General features: G+C 59.1%; 17 protein-coding genes. 8 read left to right on the top strand and 9 right to left on the bottom strand.

Annotation, left to right across the window (positions count from 1 at the left end; translation table 11 throughout):
• Positions 1–170: 170 nt before the first annotated feature.
• On the bottom strand, positions 171–2414 hold the full coding sequence (ptsP, locus tag ACR0D6_RS12975; protein ID WP_480765790.1) for a phosphoenolpyruvate--protein phosphotransferase: 2244 nt from the start codon (positions 2412–2414) through the stop codon (positions 171–173).
• A 45-nt stretch (positions 2415–2459) separates the two neighbouring features.
• Positions 2460–3698, bottom strand: coding sequence for an aspartate kinase (locus ACR0D6_RS12970; protein WP_170651450.1), 1239 nt, complete (start codon positions 3696–3698; stop codon positions 2460–2462).
• Between the two features lie 165 nt (positions 3699–3863).
• Between ACR0D6_RS12970 and ACR0D6_RS12965 the strand changes: the two genes are divergently transcribed.
• A complete protein-coding gene (locus ACR0D6_RS12965; protein WP_480451086.1) occupies positions 3864–4220 on the top strand; it encodes a hypothetical protein in 357 nt (118 codons plus the stop codon).
• On the opposite strand, the gene ACR0D6_RS12960 is transcribed toward ACR0D6_RS12965, so the two are convergent.
• The 5 genes from ACR0D6_RS12960 to ACR0D6_RS12940 form a co-directional block, all read right to left on the bottom strand.
• The gene (locus ACR0D6_RS12960) at positions 4214–4852 is read right to left on the bottom strand and encodes an SDR family NAD(P)-dependent oxidoreductase (RefSeq protein WP_480765789.1); all 639 of its coding nucleotides are present in this window, start codon (positions 4850–4852) and stop codon (positions 4214–4216) included. The genes ACR0D6_RS12965 and ACR0D6_RS12960 overlap by 7 nt on opposite strands.
• A gap of 3 nt (positions 4853–4855) precedes the next feature.
• Positions 4856–5299: a DUF1178 family protein gene (locus tag ACR0D6_RS12955; RefSeq protein WP_170651447.1), complete on the bottom strand. Its 444-nt coding sequence runs from the start codon at positions 5297–5299 to the stop codon at positions 4856–4858.
• 52 nt (positions 5300–5351) lie between these two features.
• The gene (locus tag ACR0D6_RS12950; RefSeq protein WP_480765788.1) at positions 5352–5834 is read right to left on the bottom strand and encodes an NUDIX hydrolase; all 483 of its coding nucleotides are present in this window, start codon (positions 5832–5834) and stop codon (positions 5352–5354) included.
• Between the two features lie 121 nt (positions 5835–5955).
• On the bottom strand, positions 5956–6714 hold the full coding sequence (locus ACR0D6_RS12945) for an EcsC family protein (protein ID WP_480765787.1): 759 nt from the start codon (positions 6712–6714) through the stop codon (positions 5956–5958).
• Between the two features lie 56 nt (positions 6715–6770).
• Positions 6771–7265 (bottom strand): GNAT family N-acetyltransferase, encoded by a 495-nt coding sequence (locus ACR0D6_RS12940; protein WP_480765786.1) that lies wholly within the window; start codon positions 7263–7265, stop codon positions 6771–6773.
• A 72-nt stretch (positions 7266–7337) separates the two neighbouring features.
• Here ACR0D6_RS12940 and ACR0D6_RS12935 point away from each other — a divergent pair, with 72 nt between their 5' ends.
• Positions 7338–7943 carry a flavin reductase family protein gene (locus ACR0D6_RS12935; RefSeq protein WP_480765785.1) on the top strand — a complete coding sequence of 202 codons (606 nt, stop codon included), beginning with the start codon at positions 7338–7340 and terminating at the stop codon, positions 7941–7943.
• Positions 7943–8584 carry a CatB-related O-acetyltransferase gene (locus ACR0D6_RS12930; protein ID WP_480765784.1) on the top strand — a complete coding sequence of 214 codons (642 nt, stop codon included), beginning with the start codon at positions 7943–7945 and terminating at the stop codon, positions 8582–8584. Before ACR0D6_RS12935 ends, ACR0D6_RS12930 begins: the two co-directional genes overlap by 1 nt.
• 31 nt (positions 8585–8615) lie before the next feature.
• Here ACR0D6_RS12930 and ACR0D6_RS12925 read toward each other — a convergent pair whose 3' ends face one another.
• Positions 8616–10250, bottom strand: coding sequence for a SulP family inorganic anion transporter (locus ACR0D6_RS12925; RefSeq protein WP_170651441.1), 1635 nt, complete (start codon positions 10248–10250; stop codon positions 8616–8618).
• Between the two features lie 223 nt (positions 10251–10473).
• On the opposite strand from ACR0D6_RS12925, the gene ACR0D6_RS12920 reads away from it, so the two are divergent.
• From ACR0D6_RS12920 to ACR0D6_RS12910, 3 genes are read left to right on the top strand one after another with little or no spacing between them, the layout of a single operon-like run.
• The gene (locus ACR0D6_RS12920; RefSeq protein ID WP_480765783.1) at positions 10474–11346 is read left to right on the top strand and encodes an S-methyl-5'-thioadenosine phosphorylase; all 873 of its coding nucleotides are present in this window, start codon (positions 10474–10476) and stop codon (positions 11344–11346) included.
• The gene (locus tag ACR0D6_RS12915) at positions 11343–12359 is read left to right on the top strand and encodes a DUF418 domain-containing protein (RefSeq protein ID WP_480765782.1); all 1017 of its coding nucleotides are present in this window, start codon (positions 11343–11345) and stop codon (positions 12357–12359) included. The genes ACR0D6_RS12920 and ACR0D6_RS12915 overlap by 4 nt, the downstream gene beginning before the upstream one ends.
• Before the next feature lie 54 nt (positions 12360–12413).
• Entirely contained in the window at positions 12414–13043 is a 630-nt protein-coding gene (locus ACR0D6_RS12910) for a LysE family translocator (protein WP_480765781.1), read from the top strand.
• Positions 13044–13049: 6 nt separating this feature from the next.
• Here the strand turns inward: ACR0D6_RS12910 and ACR0D6_RS12905 are convergent, their stop codons facing one another.
• Entirely contained in the window at positions 13050–13223 is a 174-nt protein-coding gene (locus ACR0D6_RS12905) for a hypothetical protein (protein WP_170651437.1), read from the bottom strand.
• Positions 13224–13330: 107 nt separating this feature from the next.
• Here ACR0D6_RS12905 and ACR0D6_RS12900 point away from each other — a divergent pair, with 107 nt between their 5' ends.
• Together ACR0D6_RS12900 and ACR0D6_RS12895 are read left to right on the top strand one after the other, a co-directional pair.
• Positions 13331–13465, top strand: coding sequence for a hypothetical protein (locus ACR0D6_RS12900; protein WP_480451103.1), 135 nt, complete (start codon positions 13331–13333; stop codon positions 13463–13465).
• Between the two features lie 78 nt (positions 13466–13543).
• Complete coding sequence (locus tag ACR0D6_RS12895) at positions 13544–14083, top strand: adenine phosphoribosyltransferase (RefSeq protein WP_170651436.1); 540 nt, start codon at positions 13544–13546, stop codon at positions 14081–14083.
• The last annotated feature ends 1 nt before the right edge of the window (position 14084 follow it).

Below are 14084 nucleotides of genomic sequence, written 5' to 3'. Positions count from 1 at the left end.
TCCTTTGAATTTGCCCTGCCCTGTCTAGCACAAACTGTTGGCCGGGTACGAAATGCATATATAGGTGTTAACGATAATGTTATCGCTAACATTCGTGAGCTGGATAAGAAAAACCCCGACAAAATGCAAGTCCGGAAGTCAGATTAAGGCCATCACCGGGAAATTTCACCTCAGTCCTGATTTCGCAGCCATTCCATGACCGCCGGGCGCACGCTTTGTTCGCCCCGATGGCGGGCATCGGTGATGATCTTGCGCACCTCTTGCAGGTTGGACCGCAACAGAAGGCTTTTGACAGGACCGATGGAGGCCGGGCGCATCGAGAGTGTCCGAATGCCCATGGCCGCAAGGCACAGTGCCTCGATCGGGCGGCCCGCGTCCTCGCCACAGAAACTGAGGGGCGTGTCGGAAATGCCGCAGCGTTCGACGATCCGCTCGATAAGGCTCAGGAAGCTGACATTCAGCGTGTCGTACCGACGGCGCACAAGTTCGTTTTCACGGTCCGCCGCAAAGAAAAACTGTTTCAGGTCATTGCCGCCGATTGAGATGAAGCCGACATCGTCAAAGAATTTCTGAGGCGCAAAGACAAGAGACGGCGTTTCAAGCATGGCGCCCACTTCGAGCGTTTCCGGAAGGACGTGCCCGAGGCGTTTTTCCCGTTCGATCGTTTTGTCCACTTCGGCGCGGGCGGCGCGGTATTCCTCGGCCTGGGCAACGAAGGGGAACATGACGGTCAGAGGGCGGCCGTTGGCCGCGCGGATCAGCGCCTGAAGCTGCATGCGCATGACGCCGCGCTTGTCCAACCCGACGCGGATGGCGCGCCAGCCCAGCGCCGGGTTCGGCTCGGCCACATGTTTCATATAGGGCAGAACCTTGTCCGACCCGATATCCAGCGTGCGGAAGACGACCCTTTTGCCATGAGCCGCGTCTAGAACCCGTTGATACAACGCCACCAGCTCGGAGCGTTTGGGCATCTGGTTCCGGATCAGAAACTGCAACTCGGTCCGGAATAGCCCAACGCCTTCGGCCCCCGAGTTTTCCAGCGATGGCAGATCGGCCATCAGGCCCGCGTTCATCACAAGGTTGACCCGTTCACCATCCCTCGTGACCGCAGGGCGTTCGCGGATCGACGCATAGCGTTCCTGCGCCTTGGCCTGCATCGCGATCTTGTCACGAAATGCACCGACAACCGTATCTTCGGGTCGCAGGTGCACGACGCCCTGATCCCCGTCCACAAGGATGTGGTCGCCGTTCAATGCCTCGGTCGTGATCCGGCCGGTATGAACGACAAGAGGGATCGCCAATGCACGGGCCACAATGGTGGCATGACTGCCAACCGAACCCTCCTCAAGCACGATGCCCTTGAGGGATCGCCCATATTCCAGCAGATCGCCCGGGCCGATATTGCGGGCGATCAAAATCGGGTCGGGCGGCAGTTCCAGCCCGGTATTGTTGCCCTGACCCGTCAGAATGCGAAGGAGGCGATTGCTGAGATCATCCAGATCGGCCAAACGCTCGCGCAGATAGGGGTCGGTGACCTGACTCATCCTTGCGCGGGCCTGTGACTGTTCCTTCTCAACCGCGGCTTCAGCACTGAGGCCGCGCGCGATGTCCTCTTCCATGCGCCGCATCCAGCCCTTGGAATTGGCAAACATTCTGTAGGCTTCGAGGACCTGCAATTGCTCCTTGTCGCCGCCCTGCGAGATTTCGAGCATCTTGTCGACACCAACGCGCAGTTCCTCGACCGATTCAGTCAGGCGTTGAAGTTCACGTTGCGGGTCGTCCGCGATCGGGTTGGTGACAACGACGCGCGGCTCGTGCAGCCAGACGTGGCCCTCGGCAGAACCTTCCTGCGCCGGGCCGCCTTTGAGCACAACGGATTGCTGGTGCAATGGGGACAGGGCTGCGCCTTCGCCGATAAAGGCGCCAAGTTCGGCCATCTCGGCCAGAACCATCGCTACCACTTCCAGAGCATAAACCTCGTCCGAGGAGAATTCCCGCGCTTCGCGGGACTGCACAACCAGAACGCCCAGCTTTTCACCCAGACGCTGCACTGGGACACCAAGAAAGGAAGAGAACCTTTCTTCTCCCGTCTCCGGCATATAGCGGAACCCTTTGGCCGATGGGGCATCCGCGGTGTTGACCACCTTGCCGTATTTGGCAACGCGACCCACCAGCCCCTCACCCATGCGCATACGGGTTTGGTGCACCGCCTCGGGTGCCAGACCTTCGGTCGCGCAAAGCTCCAGCGTTTCTTCGTCGCGGAACAGATAGATCGAACAGACCTCGCACAGAATGCTGTCCGCAATCAGATGCGTGATCCGGTCAAGACGTTCCTGACCGGCGGCCTCGCTCGCCATTTCTTCGCGCAGCCGCCCCAGCAGCTTGCGGGATTCTGATTCTGTGCCGTCTGCCATGGCCCAATCACATTCAGGTGTCAGGCAAGTCCCTGGCAGAAATGCTCAGGCCGCCTTGTCCAGTTCAAAGGCATCATGCAGTGCTTGAACGGCAAGTTCCATGTATTTCCGATCTACGAGAACGGAAATTTTAATCTCGGAGGTTGTAATGACCTTGATGTTGATCCCCTCATCCGAGAGCACCTTGAACATTTTGGCCGCCACACCGGATTGAGAGCGCATTCCGATCCCGACCACGGACACCTTGCAGACATCGTTGTCGGCAACCAGATCAGCATAGTTCAGCTCGCCACGCTCCTTGATTCCCAACAGCGCTTTTTCCGCCCGCGCGACCTGATCGGTGGGGCAGGAAAAGGTCATGTCCGTGCGCCCCTCGTCCGAGATGTTCTGAACGATCATGTCCACATTCACGCCCTCGTCGCTGAGCGCGGTAAAGATCGTCGAGGCGATACCGGGGCGGTCGGCGACCGACACAACGGTCATCTTGGCCTCATCGCGGGAATAGGCCACACCGGAGACTACGTTGGATTCCATGATTTCCTCCTCGTCGACGACCAGCGTACCGGCCTCGTCGGATTGTTCCTCAAAGCTTGAGAGGACGCGCAATTTCACCTTGTACCGCATCGCCAGCTCGACCGAGCGGGTCTGAAGCACCTTGGCCCCCAGCGAAGCCAGTTCGAGCATTTCCTCGAACGAGATCTTATCGAGTTTGCGGGCCTTTTCACAGATGCGCGGGTCGGTGGTATAGACACCGTCCACGTCCGTATAAATGTCACACCGTTCGGCATCAAAGGCCGCCGCAAAGGCCACCGCAGTGGTGTCCGAACCACCACGACCCAGCGTGGTAATGCGCCCCTCGGGGCTGATCCCCTGAAAGCCCGCGACCACGGCAACCTTCATGCCTTCGGCGAATTTCTGGTTGATGTTGTCGGTCGGAATCTCTTCGATCCGGGCAGCCGAATGCGCGCCGTTGGTGATCAGCGGCACTTGCCAGCCCTGCCAGCTCCGGGCCGGGATATCCATTTCCTGCAGCGTCAGCGACATCAGACCGGCAGTCACGTTTTCGCCAGACGATACAACGGCATCATATTCGCGCGCATCATAAAGCGGCGAGATTTCATCGACCCAACCCACCAGTTCGTTGGTCTTGCCCGACATGGCCGAGACGATGACGATCACGTCATAGCCCTTGGCCACTTCTACGCCAACGCGTTTCGCCGCGCGGCGGATGCGGTCAGGATTGGCAACAGAGGTGCCGCCAAATTTCATCACGAGTACGGGCATGGGGCCAGTGTCTCCGCGCCTTGGAATTCCGATCCCGTGCCTCATATGCGAGGGGGGCCGTAAGGGCAAGTGGCCAAACAGGTTCTGACTGCGGCGCGGGGCCGCTTTACATTGCCCGGCAGGGGTGCGAGCGTAACGGAAATACTGTTTACCAAAAGGTTACCCATGTACCGCTTCATTCTTGCCCTTGCGCTGCTGTCTTCCCCGGCCACCGCACAGGTTGCCACCCTTTCCGGTACGGACGGACAGAATTCACTGGGCACGGTTCCCTGCACCGCGCTGGCGGGCCAGCCGCTGGAAAACTGCCCGGCCGAGCTGCGCCGCAAGGATGACGGCACCGCAACGCTTGCCGTGCAGCTTGGCACCGGCGAAGTGCGACGCATCTATTTCGAAGGTGCCGAGGCGGTCTCGACCAGTTCAACATCGCCCATCACCTCGGAATCGCGCGGCGACATTTTGGTGATCTTCATCGATCCCGGCGAGGTTTACGAAATTCCAAAGGCCGCGCTGACCAGTCAGTAGGCGTGTGCCTGTCCATCCCAGGTTTCAAAACAGCCCGTCGTTTCAAGCGAAAGCCCATCGAACCGTTCGGCAAGGCCCGACACGGCCTCGTTGACGTGGATGTCGGCGGCTGCTCCACCCATATCTGTCTGCACCCAACCGGGGTGATAGATCCCGACGGCAATTCCGTCGCCCCGGAGGTCCGTGGCAAGATTGCGCCCCAAATTGAGTGCCGCCGCTTTTGAGGCGCGATAGATATAACTGCCGCCTGGCGCACGCGTATGAGACGCCATCTGGGAAGAAATGATCACGATTTTGCCGCCAGTCATGCGCAGGTTGGGCAACAGGGCCTGAACGGTCAGAAACACACCCGTCACATTCGCGGCAAAGGTCTGCCCCCACATTTCCGCCGGATAACCGTCGATCCCCTGCCCCTTGTCCAGATAGACACCGGCATTGCACACCAGCAAATCCAGCGGCTTGCCTTCCAGCTTTGCCGCCATTGCTGCCTGCTGGGTCGGATCGGTGACATCCAGCACAATGTCTGCCGCACCATCCCGTGCGGTGCCGGTGACATCATCCCCACGGGCACGCAGGTGTTCCGCCAGAGCCTTGCCGATCCCGCGATTGGCCCCGGTAATCAGTACATGCATGGATCAGTTTGTCTTTCTGCTGGGCATGAACGGCAACGGTGCCACTGGCACGCCATCGTCAATGAGCGCCTTAGCCTCGTCAGGTTTGGCTTCGCCATAGATCGCCCGTTCAGGCGCCTCGCCCAAATGAATCTTTCGGGCCTCGGAGGCGAAATCCTTACCGACATAGTCGGAATTCTCTTCGACTTTGCGCCGCAGTTCAGCCAGCACCGTCGAAACATCCCGGGATTGAGCCAGTGAATCTTCTGCCTTTTCCGCAACGGGTGCAGCCTCAATCCGGCGCGCGGGTCGCACACTGGGCGTCATGATTGCCTTGGTGACTTCCGCGCAGCCGCAAACCGCACAGGACACCATCCCGGCCGCCGAAAGCTTGTCGTAGGCTTCGGCAGACTGAAACCAGCTGTCAAAGCTGTGTCCGTTGCTGCATTTCAACGCGTATTGAATCATGGTTTGTCCAAAATGGATGGTTGCGAAATAGATACTGACCAAAAAGGCGAGATCAAGACATCATAGCCGATAGATCCCGCAATTTGCAGTGAAAATCGAGTAAAACTCTGGCGAGGTCTTGTTGGTGTACGCGCGCTGCTGCTTTTTTGGGCGAAAACCACTTGCGTCTGCGCTCGGTCCGTTCCGGGAAACTTTCCGCCAAACTTTCAACCCGAACGGGAAACAATTCGACCGCACACAGCACATTTCCCTTGCTCGGGCGCCGTTTCAGGTAGGTATAGCGGCCAATGCTCTGCGCCTCGCACGACCCTACGACCCCGGCTTCTTCCCACGCCTCCCACTCGGCTGTTTTGGCGGGTTTCAACCCGTCGATCGGCCAGCCCTTTGGCACGATCCAGCGCCCCGTTTCACGTGTGGTGATCAGAAGGATACGTAAATCCCCATGAACGAACTTGTAACAAATCGCACCATATTGCGGCTGAACCGGGTAGGCACCGGGCTTTTGCAACATATCCGCCGGCAGTCTGGCGTTCATCGTACTTTCCGCAGGATCGTGTTGATCAAAGGCTCGGCCCCTCAAGACACATACCGGCCGGATATCGCGGCCAGACACTGGCACCATACCATATATTGAGGAATCAACCAAATATGCCGATCTAGATCGCCCTTTCAGGCAGGCGCCTGACCAGTCTTTGGACCAACTCGTCATGCGGTATGTCGGCGTCTATGGCCAGACGGCGCAGACCAAAATGCACCCGGGCAATCTGTTGGTAATAGCGCGAGTAGACGTAATTCGTGCCACCTCCGGCAAAAGCCCCGAGAACGGGAACCGACTGAGCCGCAAGCTTTTGCCCCAGAACCACCGACAGACGCGGCGCGACAACGGAGATCAGACGCTGGACGGCAGGGCCGGTCAGCGTCAGACGCACCGAGTAGAACCCCAGATCGGCACCGTCATCGTCCGCTAGCGGTCCCGCAGCGGAAAGTACGCGGATGCAATCAAACCTCACGCTGTCGGACGCTGGATCAAAACCTTCTTTTGCCGCAGCGCCCTGAATTGAGCGCAACAACATGGTTGTCGTTGCCGGAAGCTCCATCAATGCGGTTGAAAAGCCGCCAAAACCGCCTGCTGCACCCATTGCCGTTGTAACGGCGGTATTCACCCAAGGTTGCTGATCCGGAACCGCGCGCCGTGACGTCTGGGCCGCATGCAGAGCGATACGCAACGCACCTTCGGTGGCATCGTACAGGCCGTTGCGCACCTGCGGCGGAAGTTGTTCAAGCAGAGATTCAGCTTTGCCGCCCAAATGGTTGAGCAACTTGACACCCGATCCGCCAGCCGATCTGTAGCGATCCGCCAACCGGTCAAGCTCTGCTTCCGTATCCACCGTTTCGACCAGAATAACATCCTGCACGTCGCGTACCTCCGTCTATGAAAGACATCGTGTCACGAGTGCCCGGATTCAATGGTTTATTTGCTCCAGCGGGTCACGGCACCGCAAATATCGCGCCATGAACCGGATACCAGTTCCATCCCCAGAACCCGGTCAGGGTTGGTCGGCGGTGGCATTTCCACACCGCCCAGCCGATCGAAACCAAAGCGGGAATAATAAGGGGCGTCACCCACCAGAATCACGCGCTGCCAGCCCTTGCCGCGGCCCGCCTCGACACCTTCGCGGATCAGAAAACCGCCCAGACCTTCGCCCTGATGGGTCGGGTGCACGGCAACAGGTCCAAGCAAAAGGGCGTCATGTTCCCCGACATGCACCGGCCAGAACCGGATGGCCCCTGCCAATATCCCGCCAGTATCACGAGCGACCATGGACAGGCCGGATACAGGTGGCACGTCATCCCTCAGACGGTATGACGACAACGCCTCGCGCCCTGGCGCAAAGCACAGGTCATAGAGGGCCTCGACCTCCCACCAATCACCCGGCTCTTCCGGCCTGATTACGAATTGCTGCACCCCTGCCCTCTTTTCCTTGCTGGAATTCGCCCTAGCACTTCGTTACGCCTTGGGCAAACGCTTGGAGAAAAGATGTTCTATCGCCCCGAAGACGGCCATGGTTTGCCGCACAATCCGTTCAACGCGATCATTACCCCCCGGCCCATTGGCTGGATATCGAGCCGGGATGCGGAGGGGATCAACAACCTGGCCCCCTATTCCTTCTTCAACGGTGTCGCCTACACCCCGCCACAAGTGATGTTTGCCACAACAGGCACCAAACACGATCAGGATGGGGGCAAGGACAGCATCGCCAATATCAAGGCGACCGGGGTGTTTTGCGTCAATGTCGTGGCACATGCCCATCGGGACGCGATGAACGCCAGTTCCGCAGGCTTGCCCAAACATGTGGACGAGTTCGAACACGCAGGGCTAACCCCGATTGAGTGCGAAACCATCCCCTGCGCGAGGATCGAAGGCGCACCAGCATCGCTGGAATGCAAACTCACACAAATCGTAACCCTGCCCGGAGAGGCCAACCGCGTTGTCTTTGGCGAGGTCACGGGCGTTCACTTGCGCGACGACTGTTTGCAGGACGGAAAGTTTGATGTCACCAGATTTCAGCCGCTGGCCCGGCTTGGATATCGCGACTATTCGGTTGTGACCGAGCTATTCAGCCTGTCCAGGCCTGACGACTGATGCCACTCCCTGATCCTCATCGCAGATACCCGGTTACCCTGCCCGATGGGACCGACCACAAGGGCACGGTGTTTTTGTCCGAGGCGGTTGATCATCCACGGTTTGAGGCCGGGGCGTTCAGCTACGCATCAGATTTTGACCCGCCCGAGGATTGGGGGGCACGACTTGCCCCTTATCTGTTTCCGTTTTCGAAGGAAAAACTGAGCTTGGGCAAGTTTTGCCAGATTGCTCATGGCGTCCGGTTCATTACATCTTCGGCCAATCACGCGATGGCGGGGCTGACCTGTTTTCCTTTTCCTGTCTTTGATCCGGACCGGATGTCGGGATACCAGCCCGATACGCGGGATACGATCATCGGGCATGACGTGTGGATCGGATATGGCGCATTGATTCTGCCCGGAACGCGGATCGGCAACGGATCAATCATTGGTGCCGGATCGGTTGTCCGAGGTGATATCCCACCTTACGCAATCGTCACGGGAAACCCTGCAGAGGTGCGGCGATACCGTTTTGAAGCGGATGTGATCGCCAGACTGGAAGCCCTTGCCTGGTGGAACTGGCCACCACAAGAAGTTGGAGCGGCTGAAAGCGCCCTTTTATCCGGTGATATCGATCGGTTGAAACGTCTGGCACCAAATTGAAAGGCGACCCTCGGGCCGCCTTTCCAATACGTCAGTGACCGCCCAGAATTCCGGTCCGGACTGAATAGTCCACGGCCAGCGCGTAATCCGGGTCGTCGTCGCTGTCGACCATGAGGTGACCCGCCTTGTTCAGCAGCTTGTGGCAATCCCGGCTGAGGTGCCGAAGCATGACGCGCTTACCCGCCGCCTCGTATTTCGCTGCAATCGCTTCGATAGCCTGCAATGCGGACTGGTCCACGACACGGCTTTCCGCGAAATCGACGATTACAACGTCGGGGTCATTGGGCACGTCGAAAAGTTCTACAAAGCCTTCGGAGGATCCAAAGAACAGCGGGCCCTGAACTTCGTAAACTTTTGCGCCCTTTTCGGTCTCAGATTCACGGGTGATCGCGTGGATGCGTTTGGCGTTGTTCCACGCATATGCCAGCGCCGAGACGATCACACCGACGACGACGGCAACCGCGAGGTCCTCCATCACGGTCACGACGGTCACCAGCACGATGACAAACGCATCCATCAGCGGCACCTTGCGCATGATCTTGAACGAGTTCCAGGCAAAGGTCCCGATCACCACCATGAACATCACACCAACCAGAGCGGCCAGCGGAATCTGCTCGATCAGGGGCGAGGCGAACAGGATGAACACCAGCAGGAACAGGGCGGCAGCGATCCCGGCGATACGGGTGCGGCCGCCGGATTTCACGTTGATCATCGACTGGCCGATCATGGCGCAGCCGCCCATGCCACCGAAAAAGCCGGTGGCGACGTTGGATACGCCCTGAGCGATGCATTCCTGCGAAGCTCCGCCACGTTTGCCGGTGATTTCGCCGACAAGGTTCAGGGTAAGCAGAGATTCGATCAGACCAATGGCCGCCAGAATGACGGCGTAGGGCAGGATGATTTCGAAGGTTTCCCAGTTCAGCGGAACCATTGGGATGTGGAATGTGGGCAGGCCGCCCTCGATCGATGCCAGATCACCTACGCGCGGCACATCCAGACCAAAGCCGATCACCAGCGCCGCCACGACGACGATCCCGGCCAAAGGTGCGGGCACGATACGCGTGATGCGCGGCATCACCCAGATCACGGCCATGGTCAGCGCGACCAGACCCAGCATGGTGTAAAGCTGCATGCCCGAGAGCCATTCGCCACCACTCATGCCATGACCGGTGTTTTCCATCGTTCCCGGCACCTTGAACTGGCCCATCTGCGCCAGAAAGATCACGATGGCCAGTCCGTTCACAAAGCCCAGCATCACCGGATGCGGCACCAGCCGGATAAACCGTCCCCAGTGCATGGCACCCGCGATAACCTGCAGGATGCCCATCAGAACAACGGTCGCAAACAGGTATTCGACCCCATGCTGCGCCACAAGCGCCACCATCACCACAGCCAGAGCGCCGGTCGCGCCCGAGATCATGCCCGGACGTCCGCCAATCAGTGCCGTGATCAGACCAACCATGAAGGCGGCGTACAGACCGACCAGAGGGTGAACACCGGCGACAAAGGCAAAAGCCACCGCCTCGGGCACCAAAGCCAGCGCCACAGTCAGGCCCGACAGCAGTTCGATCCGCAGGCGGGAAAGGGTCAGCCCCTCGTCCGGCATCCAGCGCAGATCGGGAATGGCTAGGCGATTGGCAAAACTTGCCAGCAAGGCTCGGGGCATGGGGCTGTCCTGTGGATCTGTCGTGTTCGCGCGAAAGCGCCCTTTTACAGGCGTATCGCCCTGCGAGCTACTGCATCAGGCGGGACACTGCCATGCGAATTGTGCATGCCCTGGATCGCTTTTTCCGGACTCGTGCAACTTTGCCACGGTGCACACCCTTGCCAAACCGGCCGTTAACTCACAGATTTTCCGGCAACAACAAAGATTCAGCAGGGAGCGCACAGTGGCTCAGACAAAAATTGCCGTCATCGGCGGATCGGGTATCTACGACATCGACGGATTGGAAAATTCCGAGTGGGTTACGGTTGAAACGCCGTGGGGCGATCCATCGGACCAGATTCTGACCGGATCACTGGGCGGCGTCGACATGGCATTTCTGCCCCGCCACGGACGTGGTCATGTCCATTCACCGACCGAGGTGCCCTATCGCGCCAATATCGACGCGCTCAAGCGGCTGGGTGTCACGGATGTGATCTCGGTTTCGGCCTGCGGATCGTTCCGCGAACATATGGCCCCCGGGGATTTCGTGATTGTCGATCAGTTCATCGACCGCACCTTTGCGCGCGACAAAAGCTTTTTCGGCACAGGCTGCGTCGCCCATGTCAGCGTTGCCCATCCCACTTGCCCGCGTCTGAGCGATGCTTGTGAAACCGCAGGCAGGTCCGCTGGGGTCACCATTCACAGGGGGGGCACCTATCTGGCGATGGAGGGGCCGCAGTTTTCCACCCTGGCCGAGTCGAAGATGTATCGCGAGCAATGGGGATGTGACGTGATCGGCATGACGAACATGCCCGAAGCGAAACTCGCCCGCGAGGCCGAGCTTTGTTACGCCTCAATCGCCATGGTCACGGATTACGACAGCTGGCATCCGGATCACGGCGAAGTGGACGTGTCTGCCATCATCGCCACACTGACCGGCAACGCCGAGAAGGGGCGCGCGCTGGTCAAGGGCCTGCCTGCGCTGCTTGGCGCGGATCGGGCGCCCTGCCCGCATGGCTGTGATCGCGCTTTGGAATACGCAATCCTGACCGCGCCGGAAAAACGCGACCCGGCGCTGCTGGCCAAGCTGGATGCGGTGGCCGGTCGTATTCTATGACGCGACTGAATGCGCTGGACGCCGCGCGTTTCGTGGCGTTTTGCGGCATGGTTCTGGTGAATTTCAGCATCGCCGCGCAGGTTGCACCGGCAGATGATTGGGCGTCGGCCTTTGTTGACGCATTGGAGGGGCGGGCTGCCGCGCTTTTCGTGGTTCTGGCCGGGATCGGTGTTGGCCTGTCCGGGGTCTCAGCCTCGCAGTTATTGCGCCGCGCGGTTTTTCTGTTCTTGGTTGGATTGATCAACATGGCGGTGTTCGATGCGGATATCCTGCATTTCTATGCCTTGTACTTTCTTGTCGGGGTGATGTTTCTGACTGCCCCTGCGCGCAGTCTTTGGATTGGCGCAGTCGGCATCGTAGCGCTGAGCGTCGCGGCACATTTGATTCTGGACTATGACCGGGGCTGGAATTGGGACACGCTCAGCTACACCGACCTGTGGACCCTGCCGGGCTTTCTGTACAACGCGTTTTTCAATGGCTGGCATCCGGTGCTGCCATGGGCCGCGTTCCTGCTGATCGGGATGGCCATCGCCCGCGCCGACCTGCGTACGCTTTGTGTGCAGCACCGGTTGATCATGTGGGGTTTTGGTGCGGCGGTGCTGGCTTTGCTCCCACAAAATCTGACAACTGATCCTGATCTGGCCGCCCTACTGGGAACTGAGTCCATCCCGCCGGGACCGTTCTACATCCTTGCGGGAACCGGCAGCGCCTGCATGGTGATCGGGCTGATGCTCAAGCTTTGGCCTGTGATCGAGCGGCTGCGGCTGGGAAAGCTGTTAACTGCACCGGGACGACAGAGCCTGACATTGTATGTGGCGCATATACTGATCGGCATGGGCGTTTTGGAAGAGGCCGGGCTGCTGAACGGCACACTAACGGCATCGGAGATCGTCACATACGCATTGTGCTTCTGCGCCTTGTCGTCGGCTTACGCCATCCTGTGGTCCCGCAAATTCCAGCGTGGTCCGCTGGAAGCGCTGATGCGGCGGGTAACCGAAACACGAAGGGCTTGACCCCGGCCTTTAACCGAGGCTTGATCGGCCGGAACTTCGGATAAGGATACCCTCATGCCCCTGGATCTTTGGCTGGCTTTCGTCGCAGCCTCGACCGCATTGCTGCTGATACCTGGCCCGACCGTGCTGCTGGTGCTTAGCTATGCTCTGTCCAAGGGGCGGAGTGTCGCCGTCGCGTCGGCAACCGGAGTGGCGCTGGGAGATTTGATTGCGATGACCGCGTCGTTGCTGGGGCTCGGCGCACTTGTTCTGACCTCGGCAACATTGTTTTCGGTGTTGAAGTGGATCGGCGCTGCCTATCTGATCTGGCTGGGCGTAAAACTGTTGTTCAGCACACCGTCCAAGGCAGAGGAAGCGGCAGAAGCTGATCAGGATATCTCGGCCAGAGGCGTGTTTGGGCACGCTGCTGCTGTTACCGCGCTGAACCCCAAATCCATCGCCTTTTTCATCGCATTTGTTCCGCAGTTCCTGCGCCCCGATGACGTGCTGGCACCCCAGTTCGCCATCCTGATCGCCACATTTGTTGGTCTGGCATGGATCAATGCGCTGGCCTATGCCCTGCTGGCTGACCGCCTGCGGCGCGTTGTGGGCAGCGCGAATGTCGTATCCGCCCTGACTCGCTTTGGCGGCCTGACGCTGATCGGGATGGGGATTGCAACGGCAGTGCTGCGCCGCCCGGCCTGAGACGGTTCAGTCGCCGGCATTTTCCTTCATGAAACCGCGAATGAAACGGCGGATTTCCCGCGCCGCAGAGGTATCCAGTTCCTTGCAGAGCTCCACGAACGCATCCCGTTCGTCCTTGTCCAACCGCAAGACCAACTGACTGTTTTTCTTGGTCGAACCTTTGCCGTCTTTCTTTGCCACGCGCCTTTGCTCCGCCTGATACTTGATTCTCTGAGAGATGCATTGTATATACATCGCATAGAGAATGTAGATATCGAGCACCTAACAATAAAACGGAGGATAAGGCAATGAACCTTCATGCAGCTCAGGCATTTCTTCTGCGTGATCAGCGCAACTGGCGCAAACCGCATCTGTCGTGGTTGCCGGGTACTCTGTACCGCTACTACGGTCTGCCGAATGTGATTTCGAAGCGCCAAAGATAGTTTCCCGTCCCCCTCTTGCGTGCGCGGACCCGATGGGCGAAACACCCGTTGGTAACGCGATGCATCAGGGGATGAGCCATGCCCAAAAACAAAACGGTCAAGGATTACATCCGGACCATCGTCGATTTCCCTCACGAAGGGATCATGTTCAGGGATGTCACCACATTGTTCGCGGACCCGCGCGGATTCCGGATGGCAATCGACCAGATGCTGCACCCCTATGCGGGCGAAAGGATCGACAAGGTCGTCGGGCTTGAGGCGCGCGGCTTCATTCTGGGCGGTGCGATTGCGCACCAGCTGAGCGTTGGATTTGTACCGATCCGCAAAAAGGGCAAGCTGCCCGGAACGACCATCAGTCAGGATTACAAACTGGAATATGGCGAGGCCATCGTGGAAATCCATGATGACGCCATCCAACCAGGCGAAAAGATTCTGGTGGTGGATGATTTGCTGGCCACAGGCGGTACAGCCGCTGCGGGCATCAAGCTGATCGAGCGTCTGGGTGGCGAGATTATCTCGTGCGCTTTTATCGTTGATCTGCCCGAACTTGGCGGCCGCAAGGCGCTTGAGGCGATGGACATGGACGTCCATGTCCTGTGCGAATTCGAGGGCCTCTGAG

It is taken from the genome of Ruegeria sp. BJ6 (genome assembly GCF_056537885.1).
Note: the sequence above shows the minus strand (reverse complement) of the source record. Positions and strands in the feature narration are given on the sequence as shown.

Coding starts and splice junctions, on each gene's coding strand:
- ptsP (WP_480765790.1), bottom strand. CDS start 2,414: ATGGCAGACGGCACAGAATCAGAATCCCGCAAGCTGCTGGGGCGGCTG.
- ACR0D6_RS12935 (WP_480765785.1), top strand. CDS start 7,338: ATGTTCTATCGCCCCGAAGACGGCCATGGTTTGCCGCACAATCCGTTC.
- ACR0D6_RS12895 (WP_170651436.1), top strand. CDS start 13,544: ATGCCCAAAAACAAAACGGTCAAGGATTACATCCGGACCATCGTCGAT.
- ACR0D6_RS12910 (WP_480765781.1), top strand. CDS start 12,414: ATGCCCCTGGATCTTTGGCTGGCTTTCGTCGCAGCCTCGACCGCATTG.
- ACR0D6_RS12970 (WP_170651450.1), bottom strand. CDS start 3,698: ATGCCCGTACTCGTGATGAAATTTGGCGGCACCTCTGTTGCCAATCCT.
- ACR0D6_RS12950 (WP_480765788.1), bottom strand. CDS start 5,834: ATGAACGCCAGACTGCCGGCGGATATGTTGCAAAAGCCCGGTGCCTAC.
- ACR0D6_RS12915 (WP_480765782.1), top strand. CDS start 11,343: ATGACGCGACTGAATGCGCTGGACGCCGCGCGTTTCGTGGCGTTTTGC.
- ACR0D6_RS12930 (WP_480765784.1), top strand. CDS start 7,943: ATGCCACTCCCTGATCCTCATCGCAGATACCCGGTTACCCTGCCCGAT.
- ACR0D6_RS12965 (WP_480451086.1), top strand. CDS start 3,864: ATGTACCGCTTCATTCTTGCCCTTGCGCTGCTGTCTTCCCCGGCCACC.
- ACR0D6_RS12960 (WP_480765789.1), bottom strand. CDS start 4,852: ATGCATGTACTGATTACCGGGGCCAATCGCGGGATCGGCAAGGCTCTG.
- ACR0D6_RS12955 (WP_170651447.1), bottom strand. CDS start 5,299: ATGATTCAATACGCGTTGAAATGCAGCAACGGACACAGCTTTGACAGC.
- ACR0D6_RS12900 (WP_480451103.1), top strand. CDS start 13,331: ATGAACCTTCATGCAGCTCAGGCATTTCTTCTGCGTGATCAGCGCAAC.
- ACR0D6_RS12925 (WP_170651441.1), bottom strand. CDS start 10,250: ATGCCCCGAGCCTTGCTGGCAAGTTTTGCCAATCGCCTAGCCATTCCC.